17 protein-coding genes are annotated in these 17,413 nt (G+C 63.6%); 8 read left to right on the top strand and 9 right to left on the bottom strand.

Going from position 1 to position 17,413, the window contains the following annotated elements:
• Window positions 1-624 carry a helix-turn-helix transcriptional regulator gene (locus KOL99_RS20585; RefSeq protein WP_216512339.1) on the top strand — a complete coding sequence of 208 codons (624 nt, stop codon included), beginning with the start codon at window positions 1-3 and terminating at the stop codon, window positions 622-624.
• Between the two features lie 64 nt (window positions 625-688).
• Here KOL99_RS20585 and KOL99_RS20580 read toward each other — a convergent pair whose 3' ends face one another.
• The 8 genes from KOL99_RS20580 to KOL99_RS20545 form a co-directional block, all read right to left on the bottom strand.
• The gene (locus KOL99_RS20580) at window positions 689-1,309 is read right to left on the bottom strand and encodes a CAP domain-containing protein (RefSeq protein ID WP_216512338.1); all 621 of its coding nucleotides are present in this window, start codon (window positions 1,307-1,309) and stop codon (window positions 689-691) included.
• Window positions 1,306-1,581 carry a hypothetical protein gene (locus KOL99_RS20575; RefSeq protein WP_216512337.1) on the bottom strand — a complete coding sequence of 92 codons (276 nt, stop codon included), beginning with the start codon at window positions 1,579-1,581 and terminating at the stop codon, window positions 1,306-1,308. Before KOL99_RS20575 ends, KOL99_RS20580 begins: the two co-directional genes overlap by 4 nt.
• A 232-nt stretch (window positions 1,582-1,813) precedes the next feature.
• Window positions 1,814-2,515, bottom strand: a complete 702-nt coding sequence (locus tag KOL99_RS20570; RefSeq protein ID WP_216512336.1) for an amino acid ABC transporter permease — start codon at window positions 2,513-2,515, stop codon at window positions 1,814-1,816.
• A gap of 59 nt (window positions 2,516-2,574) precedes the next feature.
• Entirely contained in the window at window positions 2,575-3,279 is a 705-nt protein-coding gene (locus tag KOL99_RS20565) for an amino acid ABC transporter permease (protein WP_216512335.1), read from the bottom strand.
• 183 nt (window positions 3,280-3,462) lie between these two features.
• On the bottom strand, window positions 3,463-4,284 hold the full coding sequence (locus KOL99_RS20560; protein WP_216499525.1) for an ABC transporter substrate-binding protein: 822 nt from the start codon (window positions 4,282-4,284) through the stop codon (window positions 3,463-3,465).
• 86 nt (window positions 4,285-4,370) lie between these two features.
• Window positions 4,371-5,105: an amino acid ABC transporter ATP-binding protein gene (locus tag KOL99_RS20555; RefSeq protein ID WP_216512334.1), complete on the bottom strand. Its 735-nt coding sequence runs from the start codon at window positions 5,103-5,105 to the stop codon at window positions 4,371-4,373.
• A 535-nt stretch (window positions 5,106-5,640) separates the two neighbouring features.
• Window positions 5,641-7,065, bottom strand: a complete 1,425-nt coding sequence (locus KOL99_RS20550; protein WP_216512333.1) for a sigma-54-dependent transcriptional regulator — start codon at window positions 7,063-7,065, stop codon at window positions 5,641-5,643.
• A 172-nt stretch (window positions 7,066-7,237) separates the two neighbouring features.
• Window positions 7,238-9,043 carry a transporter substrate-binding domain-containing protein gene (locus tag KOL99_RS20545; protein WP_236026510.1) on the bottom strand — a complete coding sequence of 602 codons (1,806 nt, stop codon included), beginning with the start codon at window positions 9,041-9,043 and terminating at the stop codon, window positions 7,238-7,240.
• Between the two features lie 228 nt (window positions 9,044-9,271).
• Here KOL99_RS20545 and KOL99_RS20540 point away from each other — a divergent pair, with 228 nt between their 5' ends.
• Complete coding sequence (locus KOL99_RS20540; protein WP_216512332.1) at window positions 9,272-9,766, top strand: hypothetical protein; 495 nt, start codon at window positions 9,272-9,274, stop codon at window positions 9,764-9,766.
• A gap of 61 nt (window positions 9,767-9,827) precedes the next feature.
• On the opposite strand, the gene KOL99_RS20535 is transcribed toward KOL99_RS20540, so the two are convergent.
• Window positions 9,828-11,126 carry an NfeD family protein gene (locus KOL99_RS20535; RefSeq protein WP_216512331.1) on the bottom strand — a complete coding sequence of 433 codons (1,299 nt, stop codon included), beginning with the start codon at window positions 11,124-11,126 and terminating at the stop codon, window positions 9,828-9,830.
• Between the two features lie 440 nt (window positions 11,127-11,566).
• Between KOL99_RS20535 and KOL99_RS20530 the strand changes: the two genes are divergently transcribed.
• The 6 genes from KOL99_RS20530 to KOL99_RS20505 all read left to right on the top strand — a co-directional run bounded on the left by KOL99_RS20530 (window position 11,567) and on the right by KOL99_RS20505 (window position 17,401).
• Window positions 11,567-12,004 (top strand): MarR family winged helix-turn-helix transcriptional regulator, encoded by a 438-nt coding sequence (locus KOL99_RS20530; RefSeq protein ID WP_216512330.1) that lies wholly within the window; start codon window positions 11,567-11,569, stop codon window positions 12,002-12,004.
• Window positions 12,005-12,123: 119 nt separating this feature from the next.
• Complete coding sequence (locus tag KOL99_RS20525; protein WP_216512329.1) at window positions 12,124-12,717, top strand: YceI family protein; 594 nt, start codon at window positions 12,124-12,126, stop codon at window positions 12,715-12,717.
• Between the two features lie 238 nt (window positions 12,718-12,955).
• A complete protein-coding gene (locus KOL99_RS20520; protein WP_236026509.1) occupies window positions 12,956-13,690 on the top strand; it encodes a cobalamin B12-binding domain-containing protein in 735 nt (244 codons plus the stop codon).
• Entirely contained in the window at window positions 13,687-14,718 is a 1,032-nt protein-coding gene (locus tag KOL99_RS20515) for a uroporphyrinogen decarboxylase family protein (protein WP_216512328.1), read from the top strand. The genes KOL99_RS20520 and KOL99_RS20515 overlap by 4 nt, the downstream gene beginning before the upstream one ends.
• The gene (locus KOL99_RS20510; protein ID WP_216512327.1) at window positions 14,715-15,305 is read left to right on the top strand and encodes a DUF1638 domain-containing protein; all 591 of its coding nucleotides are present in this window, start codon (window positions 14,715-14,717) and stop codon (window positions 15,303-15,305) included. The genes KOL99_RS20515 and KOL99_RS20510 overlap by 4 nt, the downstream gene beginning before the upstream one ends.
• Window positions 15,302-17,401 (top strand): hybrid sensor histidine kinase/response regulator, encoded by a 2,100-nt coding sequence (locus tag KOL99_RS20505; protein WP_216512326.1) that lies wholly within the window; start codon window positions 15,302-15,304, stop codon window positions 17,399-17,401. Before KOL99_RS20510 ends, KOL99_RS20505 begins: the two co-directional genes overlap by 4 nt.
• The last annotated feature ends 12 nt before the right edge of the window (window positions 17,402-17,413 follow it).

Below are 17,413 nucleotides of genomic sequence, written 5' to 3'. Positions count from 1 at the left end.
ATGCTGATCCTGCTGGCAAGTGCGAACGGATCCCTGTCCAACCGGTGGCAGGGGCTGGTCGCGGAAGGAAACCAGGTCCAGGAATGCCGCACCCTCGGCGAGCTGAAGCGAGTGGCCTCCCTCGGGGAGGTCGAGCTGGTGCTTCTGCATCGCGAGCTGGTGGACGTGGCTGCCTGCGCGGAGTTGCGCGCCGCGGCCCCCAGGGCCCGGCTTTTCCTCCTCTCGGACCGTCCCGACCCCGAGGAGGGACTCGCCTTCCTGAAAGTGGGGATCGTGGGGTACGCCAACAGCTACATCGCCCGGGACAACCTCCTCGAAGCGCTGCGCGTGATAACCGGCGGGGGGGTGTGGCTGGGACAGCAGGTGATCCAGCAGTTGATCCTGGAAGCCGCGCAGAGCGGCGCGGCGGCGGGAAGAGAAAGGAATACGGACAAGCTCCTGGCGCCCCTCACCCCGACCGAGCGCAAGGTCGCCGAGATGGTGGCGGCGGGAAGGACCAACCTGGAGATCGCCGCCGACATGGGCATCGTGGAGCGCACCGTGAAGGCCCACCTCACCTCCATCTACGGCAAGCTCCCCGCCGGCAACCGCTTGAGCCTGGCACTCCTGGTAAACCAGGGGTAGCCGCACCGGCGCGGGGGGGCGGCACCTGCGGAGCCAGTCCCCCATGTGCGAAGTCGCGCCGGCGTTAACGGCTCTGGAAACCGCCGGCCAGGTCCATGACGCAGATGGTGCGGTAGAGGGGATGCGGGCCGCAGGCGGCGCCCATGGTCGCGAAGGAGCGGTCGAAGATATTCTTCCGGTGCCCCCGGTCGGCGACCCCGTCGTCGATGATCAGTCCCATCACCACCTGCCTGGCCGTGTCCGGTCCGTAGCTGATGTTCTCACCCAGCGACGAGCGCCAGGAGCCGTACTTCTCGATCCTCTTCTTCATGTCGCCGCGCTCGCCGTGACCGGTCTCCCCCGAGGCGGTCTGTTCCCGCACCAGGTCGGCCGCCGCCTGCGCCAGTCCCGGCGACCAGGAGAGCGCCGGCAGCGGGCGCTGGCGCGAGAGAAACCGCGCCGCCTCGTCCAGCCCCCCCTTCCCTTCCGACGTCATCACCACGTTGAGCGATCCCGGCAGCCGGTACCCCTTGCCGATGAAGTTCTTCTTGAAGTCGCGGATGTAGTCCGCGTAGCGCTGAGGGCTCTGGCGTGCCGCGTTGGTCTCGGCGAGGATCTGCTGACCGAGGTCCGCAGGTTCGGCGAGTGCAGCGCCGGAGGTGGCCGCGAGCAGCAGGCAGCATAGCGCCAACGATTTCTTGGTCATTTTTTCCCCTCCAAAAGAGCCAGCCTCGTCTCGAACACCCTGAGCGCGTCGGCCAGCGTCGCCTCGATGTCGTCCCCGTAGACGGTGAAGTAGAGGTAGTTTCCCGAGTAATGGTGCCAGTTGAGGTCCTCGACCAGGAGTGGTTCCAGGTAGCGTTCCATCTTCTCGTAGGGGTAAAAGGGGTCGCCGTTGGGCCAGGTGCGCCGCAGTTTCTGCGCCTGGTTTTCCGTGAGCGGTATGCGGTAGCGAACCGAAACGACCTGAGCCTGCATCAAAATCCCCTCCCCTGTGCATCATGTCAGTCCTGCCCCAAAACCTGTAGGGGCGAATAATCATTCGCCCCCCCGAACAGACCATAGGATAAGCCAGCGAGCCACCGATGACAAGGCCCACATCGCCCTCACCCCGCCCCTGCCCGAAGGGGAGAGGGCGTAGGGACCAACGAAACCGCCCCCCAAGGCAAGCCAAGGGGGGCGGTTCTAAAATCCGGTACAGCTGCGCGAACTAGATGGACTTCCTCCACGCCAGTCTCCCCTCCAGCCAACGCGAGAAACTGGTGAAGGCGAAGCAGAGCACGAAGTAGACCGCCGCGATGAAGATGAAGATCTCGGTCGGGAAGGCCATGGTCCGGTTGTTGATCTGGGTGCCGACGTGGGTCAGCTCGGAAACCCCGACGATGAAGGCGAGCGAGGTGTCCTTGATCAGCGACACGAACTGGTTCACGAAGGACGGGATCATGTTCCTCAAGCCCTGCGGCAGCACGATGTAGAGCATGGCCTGCCACGGCTTCAACCCGGTGGAGATGGCCGCCTCGGTCTGCCCCTTGGGAATCCCCTGGATGCCGGCGCGCACGATCTGCGACATGTAGGCCGAGGTGAAGATGGAGAGCCCCATGATCACCGTGGTCGCTTCCGGCACCGTCTTGCCCACCAGGGCCGGCAGCAGGAAGTACATCCAGAAGATCACCATCAAGAGCGGGATGCCGCGCACCGCGTTGATGAACAGGTTCACCGGGTGGCGCACCACCGCGAAGCGCGACAGGCTCAAAAGCCCCAGGATCAGCCCCCCGAAGAAGGAGAGGACGCAGGAGACCACCGCGAGGTACATGGTGAGCCCAAGCCCCCCCAGCGGCCCGTTCGGGTAGCGCCCGATCATGAAGTAGGTGAAGTTATCTATGATTACCTGAAAGTTGAGTGCTTCTTCCATTTTGTTCTCCGTTTCCCGCAGGAAAATCCGCCGATCTCGTTGCCACCCTGTCGCCGTTTTTAGGCCCGGTTCGGGTTGAGCACCTTCTTGTTGTACAGGTCCATGAGCGCCGTGATGACCACGGAGAGCCCGAGGTAGACCACGGTGGCGGCGGTGAACGCCTCGAACCCCTTGAAGGTGTAGCTCTCGACCTGGCGGGCCTGGTAGGTGAGCTCCATGACCCCGATGCTCATGGCCAGCGAGGAGTTCTTGGCCAGATTCAGGAACTGGTTCACCAGGGGCGGGATCGTGATGCGCACCGCCTGCGGCAGGATGATGTACTGCATGGAACGGAGATAGGAGAAGCCGGCGCTCCTGGCCGCCTCCATCTGCTCCTTGGGAATGGAAAGGATGCCCGACCTGATGTCCTCGGCGATGAAGGCCGAGGTATAGATGGTGAGGGCGATGGCGGCCGCGGCGAATTCGAAGTTCGTGCTGTTCAACCATTCGTTGACTGCCGCCGGGAGCACCTTGTACGAGCCGAAGTACCAGAAGAAGATCTGGACCAGTAGCGGCGTGTTCCGGAAAAACTCCAGGTAGGCGGTGGCGATCCAGCGCACGGGGCGGTAGTGGCTCATCTTGAGGACGGCGATCAGGAGTCCCAGGATGAAGGCGCAGACGATGCCGACGGCGGAGAGTTCCAGGGTTACCTTGAGCCCGGAAACCAGCCATTCGAAATACTTGCCGGAGGTGACGATGGACCAGTCAAATGTGTACTTTAGCACGTGAAACCCCTTAGAGGCAGGTTGAGGTTGAGGTTAAGGTTGAGACAAGGCTAACAACAAAATCCCTTCTCTCAACCTAAAGCTCAACAACAATCTGGTTTACTGTTTAAACGACAGGTCAAGGTCAAGGTTGAGAGGAGAGTGGTTTTACTCGACCTCAACCTCAACCTTAACCTGCTTTTCTTACTTGTCAGCTACGATCTTGAACGTGCGCTTGAGCTGGAAGTCGGTCCCTTTACCGAACCACTTCTCGAAGATCTTCTTGGCTTCGCCGCTCTTCTCCATATCGAGGATGGTCTTGTTCACGAAGGCGATGAACTTGGCGTCGTCCTTCCTCATGCCGAGGCCGTACGGCTCGTTGGAGATCTGGACGTTGGGGATCTCGAACTTCGCCTTGTTGGGAGCCTTGGCGAGGATGCCGGCCAGGATCGCCTCGTCGGTGGTCACCGCCTGCACCTTACCCTGCTGCAGGGCCAGGAACGCCTGCGGGTAGTCGTCGAAGGAAAGCACGGTGGCGGTCGGCAGGGCTGCTTTCACGTTCTGCTCGGAGGTGGAACCCTTGGCGGTGCCGATCTTCTTCCCTGCCAGGTCCTTCAGGCTCTTCACCTTGCCCTTGACGGTGATGAATTTCTGGCCGGTGGCGAAGTAGGTGTGGCTGAAGCCGATCTGCTTCGCGCGCTCCGGGTTCTTGGTCATGGTGGCGGCGATGATGTCGATGTTGCCCTCGGTGAGCTGCGGCATGCGGGAAGCGGAGGTGACCGGCTTCAGTTCGACCTTGACGCCCAGCTTCTTGGCGATGGCTTTCACGAAGTCGACGTCGTAGCCCACGATCTCGCGGCTCTTCTCGTCAACGTAACCAAAAGGAGGGAGGGAGTCCTTGACACCGGCAACCAGGACGCCTTTCTTCTTGACTTCAGCAAGGGTGTCGGCGGGAGCCGCGGCCATCGCCTTACCGAAAGAACCCAACAGGGCCAAACCCATAACAACAGCAGCCAATCTTTTCACAGTACTCTCCTTTTGATTTCAGTATTAACAGGCACCCGCCAGCCGCTACGGAGGATCCGGCGGCGTTGGTCGGGTGGACAAGTTCTCTAGTGCATCGGCGACAGCAGCTGCTTCAGGAACTGCTTGGCGCGGTCGTGCTGCGGGTTGCGGAAGAACTCTTCCGGCTGGGCCTCCTCGAGGATCACGCCGTGGTCCATGAAGACGACGCGGTCGGATACCTCGCGGGCAAAGCCCATCTCGTGGGTGACGCAGACCATGGTCATGCCGGTGCTGGCGAGATCCTGCATGACCGCGAGCACCTCGCCGATCATCTCCGGGTCGAGCGCCGAGGTCGGCTCGTCGAAGAGCATGATGCGCGGCTTCATGGCCAGGGCGCGGGCGATGGCGACGCGCTGCTGCTGGCCGCCGGAGAGCTGGGTCGGGTAGGCGTCACGCTTGACCGCGAGGCCGACGCGCTCCAGCAGCTCCATGGCCTGCTCCTGCGCTTCCTTCTTGGAGGTCTTGCGGATCTTGATCGGGGCCAGGGTGATGTTGTCGATCACCGAGAGGTGCGGGTACAGGTTGAACTGCTGGAACACGAAGCCCACCTCGGCGCGCAGCTTGTTGAGGTCGGTCTTCTTGCTCCTGAGGTCCATGCCGTCGACGATCAGGCTCCCCTCCTCGATCGGTTCCAGCTGGTTGATGGTGCGGATCAGGGTGGACTTGCCCGACCCCGAGGGACCGCAGACCACGACCACTTCCCCCTGTTTGACGTGGAGATCGATGCCGTTAAGGACGTGAAGCTTTTTGAACCACTTGTGGACCCCTTCAAACTTGATCATCTGCTGCTCCTTTTCTATTTGTTGCCAATCGAGTCACTCGAAGCTGCTGCACAGGATATGGGCAGTTTCCCTGCCGGCCGTTCCCGCCAACCGTCGTTTCGGGAACGGGAACGCGAGTAAGCGTGCAGTATGGCTTCATATACAGCAAAGCCGGTGCCAAAGACGGCGTAAACAGCTAACAACACGGATTGTTATCCGAATACGCCATTTCGGGAGCCAACATTAGAAGCAATGGGGTATAACCACTCGTGGAAAGCTGTTTGAGAGAAGGAAGGAAATGACGGAGAAAGGGGATTTTAGGGCGGGTATAACAATCATTATAGGCTTAACGAAAGTTATACCCCATCGCGCGGCATGGCCGGACCGGCAAGGGGTAAGCGGCTTGGCGACGGTCGCGGATACTGTTCAAAAAAGCGGCAAAACGACCTTCGGGAGAGGGGCCGGGGGTGAGGGCGGCGCCTCGAAACCGGGCACCCTATCGATTGCTCTAGGCGGGACTGTAGGGGCGAATAATCATTCGCCCGTCCATCCTCACCTATTCCCCCTTGCCGTCCCGCTGCAGTTTGAGCCTCTTGCTGAGCGCGGGCTGCGAGATCCCCAGCATGCGCGAGGCCATGCTCTGGTTGTTGTCGGAGCGCCGCATCGCCTCGGTCACCAGTTGGTCCACCGCCGCGCTCAGGGTCGGGATATCGGGGCAGGAGTAAAAGACGTTCTGCTCCCCGACGGCGGCCTGTTCCGCGGGGACCTCCCCCTGCACCTCCATGGCCTGCCGAAAGCTGTTCATGGAGAGCATGCGCGAGGAGTGCACGCTCATGGCGTCGTACACCATCGACCTCAGCTCGCGCAGGTTGCCCGGGAAACTGTAGTTGGCCAAGAGCGTCAAAAGTTCCTTCGGGTAGCTCGGCACCTTCTTGCCGAAGACCTCGGCGCTCTCCTTGAGAAAGTGGTCCAAAAGCAACGGGATATCGTCCTTTCGCTCGCGCAGGGGAGGGATGTGGACGTGATGCGCCCTCAGGCGGAAGTAGAGGTCTTTCCGGAAGCCGCCGGCGTCCTTCTTCTTGGAGAGGTCGTGGTGCGTCGCCACCACGATGCGCGCCCGCAGCTGCTTGGGCTGGTCGCTCCCCAGCGGGTAATACTCCCCCTCCTGCAGAAGGCGCAACAGTTTCACCTGGCAGGCGAGCGAGAGGTCGCCGATCTCGTCGAGAAAGAGCGTCCCCTCGGCGGCCTGCTCCACCATGCCGCTGCGGCTCTCGTCGGCGCCGGTGAAGGCCCCCTTCTTGTGCCCGAAGAGGGTGTCGGTGAAGACGTTGTCCTCGAGTCCGGCCACGTTGACCGGGACCAGCGGGCCGTCGCCTCGGCTCAGGGTGTGGATGGCGCGGGCGATCAGTTCCTTGCCCACGCCGCTCTCCCCGGTGACCAGGATGGGCTGGGTGCTCTTGGCGACCGCCTCGATGTACTGGAAGATGGAGCGCATCGCCTTGTTGTTGGTGACGATGGGGGCGAAGGCCTCCGGGCACTCCAGGCGGTCGTTGAGGAAACGGCGCCGCATCTCCTTGTTTTCCAGTTGCAGCTCCTGCATCCGGATGGCGCGCCGCACCGATTCGAGGATGCGGTCCTCCTCGTCGGTCTTCACCAGATAGTCGAAGGCGCCCAGGCGCATGCAGGAGACCGCCGTCTCGATCTGGTTCAGGCCGGACAGGACCACCACGGTCACCTCGGGATGTTCCTCGGCGATGCGCGCCAGCAGTTCCTGTCCCGAGAGGTAGGGCATGGTCAGGTCGAGCAGCACCAGGCCGATGTTGCCCCGGTCCAGCGCCCCCATCACCAGGCGGCTGTCGGTGAGCACGGTGATGTTGCTGATGGCGCCGGGTCCCTCCAGCGTCATGCGCAGGCTGCGCAGCCAGGGCGCCTCGTCGTCCACCAAGAGCACGCCGAAAGCCGGATATAGTGCTTCGCTCATCTGCAACTCCTCTTAATCGTTTCCGGGGACAGGCTCCTCTGGTGCCTGTCCCCCTCAATCAAAGGCGGGCGAATGATTATTCGCCCCTACGGAACCAGTCGGTCGGTGTGACCGCGGTCCACGCCCCTCCCCCCGGAGGGGGGAGGCTGGGAGGGGGGATCGGCAGCCACCCTTAGCCAGGTGCGTTTTCCCGCAGCGCCGGCAACTCCATCGTCACCGTGGTGCCAAACCCCGGTTCCGAATCGAAATTCAGAGTGCCGCCGTGCTGCTTCACGATCCCCGCCGAGATGGAGAGCCCCAGGCCGCACCCCCCTTCCTCGCGCTTGGTGGTAAAGAAGGGATCGGTGAGCCGCGCCAGGTGCTCGGGCTCCACCCCCCTCCCCTCGTCGCGCACGGTGAGGAGCACCAGGTCGCGGAAGCGGTCGTGCCGGGTGGAGATCTGGATGCTCTTGCCGCTCCCCTCCAGCGACTGGGCCGCGTTCAGAAGGAGGTTCACGATCACCTGCTCGATGCGCTGGCTGTTCCCCTTCACCCGCGGCAGGGTGTCGGCCAGGTGCGCCACGACCTGGTGCGAATTCTTGGTGACGGTATTCTCGACCAGGCGCAGCGCGGCCTGGGTGCAGAGGTTCAGGTCCAAGAGTTCGGTCAGGTCGGCGCTGTCGCGGCGGGCGAAATCCTTCAGCTCGGCGACGATGCGCTTGATCCGCTTGGCCGCGTCCTGGGTCTCGGACAGCATGTGCGGCAACTCCTCGCGCAGCCGGTCGTAGCTGTGCCGCCCCAACTTGAAGTCGCCGTGGGTTTCGCGGTACTCGTCGAGGATCGGCTGCGAGCCGCGCAGCACCTCCTCGAAACGGGGAAGGTTCAAAAGGATCAGACCGTTGGGGTTGTTGATCTCGTGGGCGACGCCGGCGACCAGGGTCCCCAGCGAGGCGAGCTTGTCGGCCTGTACCAGTTGGTCCTGGTGCATGCGGAGCTTCTCCAGCGCGGCCTGCTTCTCGGCCACCTCGCGGGCCAGTTCCTCGGTGCGCTGCGCCACCCGCTTCTGCAGGGTCCGCGACCAGACCACGGTCCCCCCAAGGATCAGCAACAGCGGCAGGGAAACCAGGGTCACGTAGCGCACCACCCGGCCCCAGGAAACCGGCTGCTGCTCCATCACCCCGAGCCACTTGTTGTGGATCTCCTGGAACTGCCCGGAACGCTTCAGGATGGCGAGTCCCTCGTTGAAGCGGGCCAGCACCTCGGCGTTTCCCTTCTTGACGGCGTAGCCGTAGGCCTGGGTCATGATCGGCTCGGCCACCGGGACGATCCGCTTCAGCCCCATCTCCTTTTCCAGGTACATCCCGGTGAGCCGGGACACGAGGGCGCAGTCCCCCCTCCCCTGGTTCAGGAGCCTGAGCGCCTCGGCCAGCGTGTCGGTCAAGATGAGCCGCGCCTTGGGGTCGAAGCCTTTCATGAAGTCATGCATGATGCTGTTCTTCATCACGATGACTTCTTTGCCGCGCACGTCCTCGATGGACTTGATGCGCCGGTCGTCCCTGCGGATCCAGATGGACTGGAACAAGAGCGCGTGCGGCGTGGAGAAATCGACCTCGCTGGTACGCTCCTGCGAGAACGCCATCCCCTGCAGGATGTCGACGTCCCCCTGCTCCAGCGCCCGGCGCATGCCGTCCCACGGTCCAAGGGAGATCTCCACCTTGAAGCCCATCACCTCGGCGATGGCGCGGGTCAGTTCCACGTTGAAGCCGGCGGGTTTGCCGTCGTGGTCGACGAATTCGTAGGGAGGATAGTTGAAGTCCCCCCCGACCACGACCACGGCTTTGCCGATGCCGCCGCGCCCAAGGGTGTCGGCGCCCGCCGCCGAGGCGAACAGCGCCAGCAGCAGTCCCAGGAGGAGCGTGACGGCCCAGGGAAGGCACGGGCGCTTACGGCCGGCGGCGCGCGACCTCTGAATGTACTGTACGAAGCCGAAAACGGGCAAGGGCAAGACACCTTAGCAGGGGATGAGCGGGATGAGGACGATGGGAAATTAATGGCATAGACCGGCGGGTTATGTCAACCGCGATCAGACGCCACGGGTGGACCGCAACCTTGGCAGGGGGCGAAGATAATTGCATGCCCCCACTTGCTTTTTGGCGGGGGCCGGTATTATTTTTATCGTGACAACTGACGTATCCCCTCTCTGGCAGGATCTACTATAGGTGATGACATGCGGCTATCTCTCTATCTCGAACATGGCGAACAGTTCTCCCGGGCCGCGCTGAAACTTCCGGTGCAGACCCCCATCGATATCGAGTCCACTCTGCTCAACTGCTACATCGAAGTGCTGCCGGTGGCGGCGTCCCACTACATGGGGCCGGAGCACCTGCCCGGCATCGAATTCCCGCACCCGGACATCCGCGTGGTCTTTCAACTCAAAGAGCACCCGCAGGTGGCGGCGGTCTACTCCATCGACGTCTTCGTGACCGACGCCATGCTGAGCCTGGTCAGCCACGCCCAGGGGCACACCCATGTGGATATCAACCGCCGGGCGGCGCACATCGAGCGGCTGATCGCCAACAAGCAAAACGGCCTCCTGGAACTGATCGGGTGCAACCAAAACACCCTGGTCGACCGGCTCACCCAGGCCTTCCTCGGCCTGCGCAGCGCCTATCTGAACGCACTCAACGAGGAAGGGTGCCTCCCGATACCGAAGCACTACTAGCGCTTAGCCGGGGCGACTGAAGCGCTCGAGGCAGGGCCGGCACAGGCCTTGTTACCTTGGCTCATGCTCCGCCCCGCACCTCTCCCTTTTCTTCCTTGCGCACGGTGAGCCGCAGCCCGGTCACCGCGACCACCCGCACCTTTTCCCCTTGGCGCACCGGCTCCTCGCTGGTCGCGTTCCAGTATTCGCCGCGCAACATCACCTTCCCCTCCGGCGCGAGGTCGCAATCCGCTACGCCTATTGCCCCTATCATCCCCTCGACGCCGGTGATCGGCCGCTCCCGATGCGCCTGGATCACCTTGACGACCACCACGGTAAAGAAGAGCACCGTCACCCCGACCGTCCCCGCCAGCACCTGCCAGGACAGGCGCAGGTACGGCTCGGGCGACGGGAAGAGCATCAGCGACCCGAGCACCATGGCCACCACGCCCCCGACCGCAAGCATGCCGTAGGAGACCACCTTGATTTCGGCGATGAACAGGATGATCCCCAAAAGGATCAGCGCGATCCCCGCGTAGTTGACCGGCAGGGTCTGCAGCGCGAAAAAGGAGAGGAGCAGCGAGATGCCGCCGATCACGCCCGGCAGGATCACCCCCGGGTTGGAGAGTTCGAAGAAGAGCCCGGCGATGCCGAGGAGCATCAACATGTAGGCGACATCCGGGTTGCTGACGGCGTTAAGGATACTGTCGCGGGTCCCCATCTCGTGGCTCACCACGCGCGCGCCGGCCAGGTGCAGCACCACCTCTTTCCCGCCGCGCTGCACCCGCCGCCCTTCCAGGCTCGCCAGCAGCTCCTGCCGGGACGGCGCCACCAGGTCGATCACCCGCTGGTTCAGGGCGTCCTCGGCGGTGAGCGAGATGCTCTGGCGCACCATCTTGCGGGCCAGTTCCACGTTGCGGCCGCGCCTGGCGGCGATCCCCGCGACGTACGCCTCGGCATCGTTGACCAGCTTGGCCTCCATGACCGGCTCGGGCTTGCCGCCCAGCCCGACCGGGTGGGCCGCGCCGATGTTGGTGCCGGGGGCCATGGCCAGGATATCGGCGGAGAGGCCGATCACCGCCCCGGCGGAGGCCGCCCGCGCCCCGGCCGGGGCGACGTAGACGGCGACCGGCACCGGCGCCGCGAAGATGGCCTGGACCGCCTCACGCATGGCGGTATCCAGCCCGCCGGGCGTGTCCAGTTCCACCAGCACCAGCCGGTCGCCCCGTTTTCCCGCCGCGGCCAGGTTCTCCTGCAAAAAGGACGCGGTAATCGGGTTGATGGGGCCGCGCAGGGATAGAAGTCCCACCTGCGGCTCCTGCGCCGCAAGGCACAGAGGCAGCACCACCAGTATTAGCAACACCAGGAACAGCCGTTTCATTTCGGCACCTCCTGTAACAAGAAAAAGACTGCAAGACAACAGACCCAAATCGTTAACGCAAAGTCGCAAAGCCGCAAAGCAAACTGCTGATGTACCAACTCCTATATTGTTCTTGTTTCTTCTTTAGGCTTTTCGTTAAAGCCTTGTCGCTCCTTGCGTCTCAGCGCCTTGGCGGCTTTGCGGCTTTGCGGCTTTGCGGCTTTGCGGCTTTGCGTTAAAGCATTTGTCTGGAGCTTTTTTTGTTAACACGGCACCGCGTTATTTTCCATTAAAAGGACGGCCTGTGCAAGCAGTGCCTGCCGGAGTGGCAGGTAGTCGTAAAAGTTACAGCGAGTTACGCTTTTTGTCGGCTGTCGCAAAAAAATAGTTTGACATTTAATCGTTATGGATTTAACTTTAAATCATCGAAACGATATTGCACCTCAACGGAGAGGAAGATCATGAAACAGGACGCCACGTCAAAACTCGCGTTGAACACCTACACCAAACTGATGCGCGGTGCCGAATCGGTCACCGTACGGGTGGGACGCAAGATGTCGGACGCGGGACTCACCATCAGCCAGTTCGGCGTGCTGGAGGCCCTCTTGCACAAGGGCCCCATGTGCCAGCGCGACGTGGCGTCCAAGATATTGAAAAGTACCGGCAACATCACCCTGGTCATCGACAACCTGGAAAAGCAGGGGCTGGTCCAGCGCGAGCGCTCCCTTGAGGACCGCCGCTACTGCACCGTGCTCCTCACGGAGAAGGGACGCGGCCTCATCGAAGCCACCTTCGCCGAGGTGGAAGCGGCCATCGTCGCGGAGATGGGGGTGCTGACCGATGCGGAACAGGAAACCCTGGGCAAACTTTGCAAGAAACTCGGCTTACGGGAGGGATAGCGGACCAAGAGATATCAGCAGCTTTTTTTTGACTCGATAGTTTAACATCAAAAGACATCAACTTAAAAGATAACAACCAAAACCAAATCCGTACCACGGATCAGAAAAGGAGAACCACCATGAAAACAATGATCGCAACCATAGCCGCAGTGGCAGCCCTGGCCCTTCCCGCACTCGCCTCCGCATCCACCTGGAACATCGACCCCGACCATTCCAACGTCGGCTTCAAGGTCCGCCACCTCATGGTTTCCAACGTGAAAGGGAGCTTCGAGAAGCACAAGGGGACCGTCGAGATCAACGACAAGGACATCACCAAGTCCAAGGTCAACGTCACCATCGACACCGCCTCGGTCAACACCAACGTGGCCAAGCGTGACGAGCACCTGAGGAGCGCCGACTTCTTCGACGTCGCCAAGTACCCGACCATGACCTTCGCCTCCAAGAAGGTGGCCAAGGCCGGCAAGGGCAAACTCAAAGTGACCGGCGACCTCACCCTGCACGGCGTCACCAAGGAAGTGGTACTCAACGTGGAAGGCCCCGCCAAGGAGAGCAAGGACCCGTGGGGCAACCTGAGAAGCGGCGTTACCGCCAGCACCAAGATCAACCGCAAGGACTTCGGCCTGGTCTATAACGCCGCGCTGGAAACCGGCGGCGTCGCGGTGGGCGAGGACGTCGACATCAACCTCGAGATCGAGATGATAAAAGCGAAATAATCACCCCCGTCACCGCAAAGGCCGCGCCAGATCCATCCCCGGACAGGCGCGGCCTTTGCACAGTTTTTCATTGTCTCAAGCCACTGTTCGAACCCGTTTCAACTGAGATTCCCCCGCCTTTACTGTCACTGTATCCCGCCCGTTAGATCATTATTGACTGTTAAGAGACCTCATATATACTCCTTCATAAAACAAATTCTGGAGCTGCACGCCATTCATTGAGTATTTTCGAGAGGCAATGAGTGCGCGGATACGCCGCGAACAGGGAGGCGACACGGCGATGTCATCACGTGGTGCACAATGTGATTGTGAAGAATTGTACCGGCAGTTGCTGGACGCGATGATGAACGCCGACCGCGCCCGCGCCGCCGAGATCATCGACAGCGCGCTTTCAGGAGGCATCCCCCCGGCCAGGGTCATCACGGACATCCTGGACCCCGCCATCGTCCGGCTCGGCGCGATGTGGGAGGGGGAATCGATATCGCTCGCCCAGAACTTCATCGCCTCGAAGATCGCCGAGGACGCCCTTTTGCGCTGCCTTCCCGAGCGGAAGGAGCCGCATGGCCCGAAGGGGGTAGCCGTGATCGGCAACATAGAGGACGACTTTCACAGCCTGGGACGACGGACGGTCGGGCTCTTTCTCGGCACCGCCGGGTGGCAGGTGGTGGACCTTGGCAACGACGTGCCGGCCGAACAGTTCCTGGAAAAGGCGCTGGAGGTCAAGGCCAGCGTCATCGGGGTCTCGGCGATGATGCAGACCACGGCCTTGAACATCAAGAAGCTGCGCGACCTGATCGACAGGGAGGGGCAAAAGGACCGGATCAAGCTCGCCGTCGGCGGTGCCGTGTTCAACTGGCGCCCGGAACTGGTCGCCGAGGTCGGGGGCGACGGCACGACCCGAAACGCGGTCGGGGCGGACCACCTTTTCACCCGCCTGCAGAAACTCGCCCTCGCGTCCGGGCACGTGTCATGAACTCCTACCAGCGCGTCATGAACACCCTGGGGGGACTCCCGGTGGACCGTTTGCCGGTTTTCGCGGTGCTGGGCGCCCACGGAGCCGGGATCACCGGCTGCGACCAGCGCACCCTGTACAGCGACCCGGCCGCGTACCTTGCCGGCCAAAAGGCCGTACGGCAAAGCTACGGCTTCGACCTCGTGCTCGCCCCCTTCGACTTCAGCGCCATATCCGAGGCCTTCGGCGGTGAGACCGCCTGGGGGGGGCTGCAGACCCCGAACGTGAAGCGGTACCCGGCGAGGAGCATCGCCCAGGCGCTCTCCCTCCCGGTGCCATCCCCCTCGACCGCGCGCCTGTCGGTCGCCCTCGACGCGACCAGGGAGCTCGCCCGGTGCTACAAGGAGGAGGTCCCGGTGATAGCCGTCCTTCCCGGCCCGGGGATCCTCCCCGCGCTGCTGACCGGGCTGGAATGCTGGATGGAGGGGGTCCTCTTCGAACCCGACCAGGCGGCCAGGCTCCTGGACCACAGCGCCGGGTTCCTGGTCGCTTTCGCCAACGCCCTTTTGCAGGCGGGGGCCGACTGCCTCGTCTTCACCGAAGGGATGGCCTCGGCCGAGATCGCGCCGCGCGGGCTCTTCGTCGACGCGATACTGCCGCACCTGGCCGGCATCCTTGGCGCCATCGACGGCCCCAAGGTGATCAGCAGCACGGGGGGGCGCATGAACCACACCCTCGACCTCCTCCCGGGGCTCCCCGGGGTGGTCGGCGCCATCGTCGGCTCCAAGGACGACCTCGCCGAGTCGCGCCGGCTCTCCCCCCCCGGATTCAACCTGATCGGCAACCTGGACAACCTCGCCTTCGCCTCAGCCGATGCCGGCGAGATCGGCCGCATCGCCCTCGAGCGCCTGTCGGTCGCGGCGCCGGCAGGCCACTTCGTGCTGGCCAACTCCGGGGGGGACCTCCCCCGGGACACCCCCGCGGCGAACCTGAAGGCCCTCAGGGAGAGCGTGCTGCGCTACCCGGCCGGCGCCGGAGAGGGGGCGTGACCGGGGCAACGGTGTGGCTCGCCTGCGGCGTACTGCGCGAGGAGCTGACGCGGCTGCGTCGCGACGGCAGGATCGCGGGGGAACTGGTCTTTCTCGACTCCCTCCTGCACATGAACCCTCCCCTTCTGGAGTCGACGCTCAACGACGAGCTGCTGCGGCGCCGCGCCGGGGGGGACCGGCTCGTGCTCGTGTACGGCGACTGCTGCGCCGGCATGCTGGACCTCGCCCGCAACTTCGGGGCGGGCAGAGTGAAGGCAATCAACTGCGCCCAGCTGTTGCTCGGCAGGGAGCGCTACCGCGAGCTGATGCGCGAGGAGGCCTTCCTCGTGCTCCCTGAATGGGCGGAGCGCTGGGAGGAGGTCATGGCAAGCGCCCTTGGACCGGATCCCGCCGCCGCGCGCGCCCTACTCACCGAGCACCGCGCCGTGCTCGTCTATCTCGACACGGGCCTCGTGCCGGTTCCCGCCCGGCAGATGGAAGCCTTCTCCGCCTACAGCGGTCTCCCCTGGCGGGTGGAGGTGATAGGGCTCGAAACGGCTCTGGCGGGACTCCTCGAGGCGGAGGCCCGGGGAGGGGAGCAGGCATGAAGGAGCGAGAGAGCCGGGATTTTTCGCCCGCCGCACAGCTCATGGCCGTCGAGGTCATCTCGGAGCTGCTCGTCTCGTCGTCCCCGCGCGAACTGGGCGCGGTGCTGACCGAGCACCTGCGCGAGCTGACCGGGGCGAGGACCGTGATCGTTTTGCTGCACGACGAGACGCGCTCGCCGATGCACGAGGTCCTGACCGTGAGCCCGCAGCGCCGGGCCTCCCTGTTCACCCCGGAGGAGCTGGAACTGTTCTGCTGCAAGCGGTTTCCCGAACAGCTCCCCCTGACCCCCGACCAGTTCGACGAGCGGCACCCTCTCTACGCCCCGTTGCACCGCGCGGGGATCCGCTCCCTGATGCGCTGCCGCCTGGTGGCGGCCGGCGAGACCATAGGCCTTTTGCTCCTCTTCGACCTGCACGCGCTGCAGCGCATCGAGGAGGTGAACCAGATCATCTCCCTCCTCTCCCCCCCGATCGCCCTCGCCCTGAAAAACGCCGTCGCCTTTCGCGTCATCGAGCAGCAGGCGCTCGCCCTGGAACGGCGGGTGGAGGAGCGGACCGCCGAGCTCAGCGAGGCGCAGGCGCTGCTTCAGGTGGCCGTCGACAGCTCCCCCTACCCCATCATGATCTGCGACGAGGAGGGGCGGGTGCTGCAGCTGAGCGCCGGATGGACCAGGCTCTCCGGGTACGCCATGTCGGAGATCGCCACACTCGAACAGTGGGCCGCGGCAGCCTTCGGGGAGCGCAGCACCGACACCATGGAGTACCTGCGGGGGCTTTTCGCCATCGAAAAGACCGAGTACAACGGGGAGTGGAGCTTCAGGGCCAGGGACGGCTCGACGCGCACCTGGGATTTCCAGACCACGCCGCTTGGGAGGGTGAGCAAGGGGAAGCGGGTGCTCCTGGTCATGGCCACCGACGTCACCGAGCGCAAGAAGGCGGAAGAGGAGAAGAAAAGGCTGGAGGAGCAGCTGATCCAGGCGCAGAAGCTCGAATCGGTCGGGCGCCTGGCGGGAGGCGTCGCCCACGACTTCAACAACATGCTGAGCGTCATCCTCGGGCATGCGAACCTGGCGCTCATGGACCTCCCTCCGGGTGACCGGCTGCAGGCCGGGCTCGAAGAGATCAGGAAGGCGGCGGAACGTTCGGCGAACCTCACCCGGCAGCTGCTCGCCTTCGCCCGCAAGCAGACCGTTTGCCCGAAGGTGCTCGACCTGAACGAGACGGTGGGGCACATGCTGAGCATGCTGCAAAGGCTGATCGGAGAGCGGATCGAACTGGTCTGGAAACCCGGGGCGAAGCTGTGGCACGTGCTGGTCGATCCGTCCCAGGTGGACCAGATCCTCGCCAACCTCTGCGTCAACGCGCGCGACAGCATACCGGAGATGGGGAGCATCGTCATCGAGACGGCCAACTGCGTCGTGGACGGGATGCACAGCGCCGGCCGGGGGATCCACCCCGGCGACTTCGTGCGGATCAGCATCGGCGACACCGGCTGCGGCATGGAGCCCGAGATACTGGCCCACGCCTTCGAGCCCTTCTTCACCACCAAGGAGGTGGGTGCCGGTACCGGTCTCGGGCTTGCCACCGTCTACGGCGTCGCCAGGCAAAACGGCGGCTGGGTCGACGTGGAGAGCAAGGTGGGGGGAGGTACCACGGTGACGGTCTATCTGCCACGCCACCAGGACGAGCAGCTACAGGAGCCCCTCCCCTCCCCGGAACCGCCATCGTCCGGCGAGGAGACGATCCTGCTGGTCGAGGACGAGAGCGCCATCCTGAACATCGTCACCATGATGCTCGGCAAGCAGGGGTACCACGTGCTCCCCTCCACCTCCCCCGAAGAGGCGATGAAGCTGGCGAGGACCCATCCCGGGAAGATCAGCCTCCTCATCACCGACGTGATCATGCCCGGCATGAACGGCCACGAGCTCGCCGGGCTCCTTCAGGCCGAGAACCCGGAGCTTAGGTGCCTGTTCATATCCGGCTACACCGCGGACCTGATCGCCCAGCACGGCGTGCTCGAAGACGGCGTCCATTTCATCCAGAAGCCGTTCTCCATACCGGAGCTGGCCGCCAAGGTGCGCGAGGCGCTCGCCTGAACCTCCCGGCGG

This window comes from Geomonas azotofigens, assembly GCF_018919395.1.
Taxonomy (GTDB): Bacteria; Desulfobacterota; Desulfuromonadia; order Geobacterales; family Geobacteraceae; genus Geomonas; species Geomonas azotofigens.
This window is presented reverse-complemented; position numbering and strand designations above follow the sequence as displayed.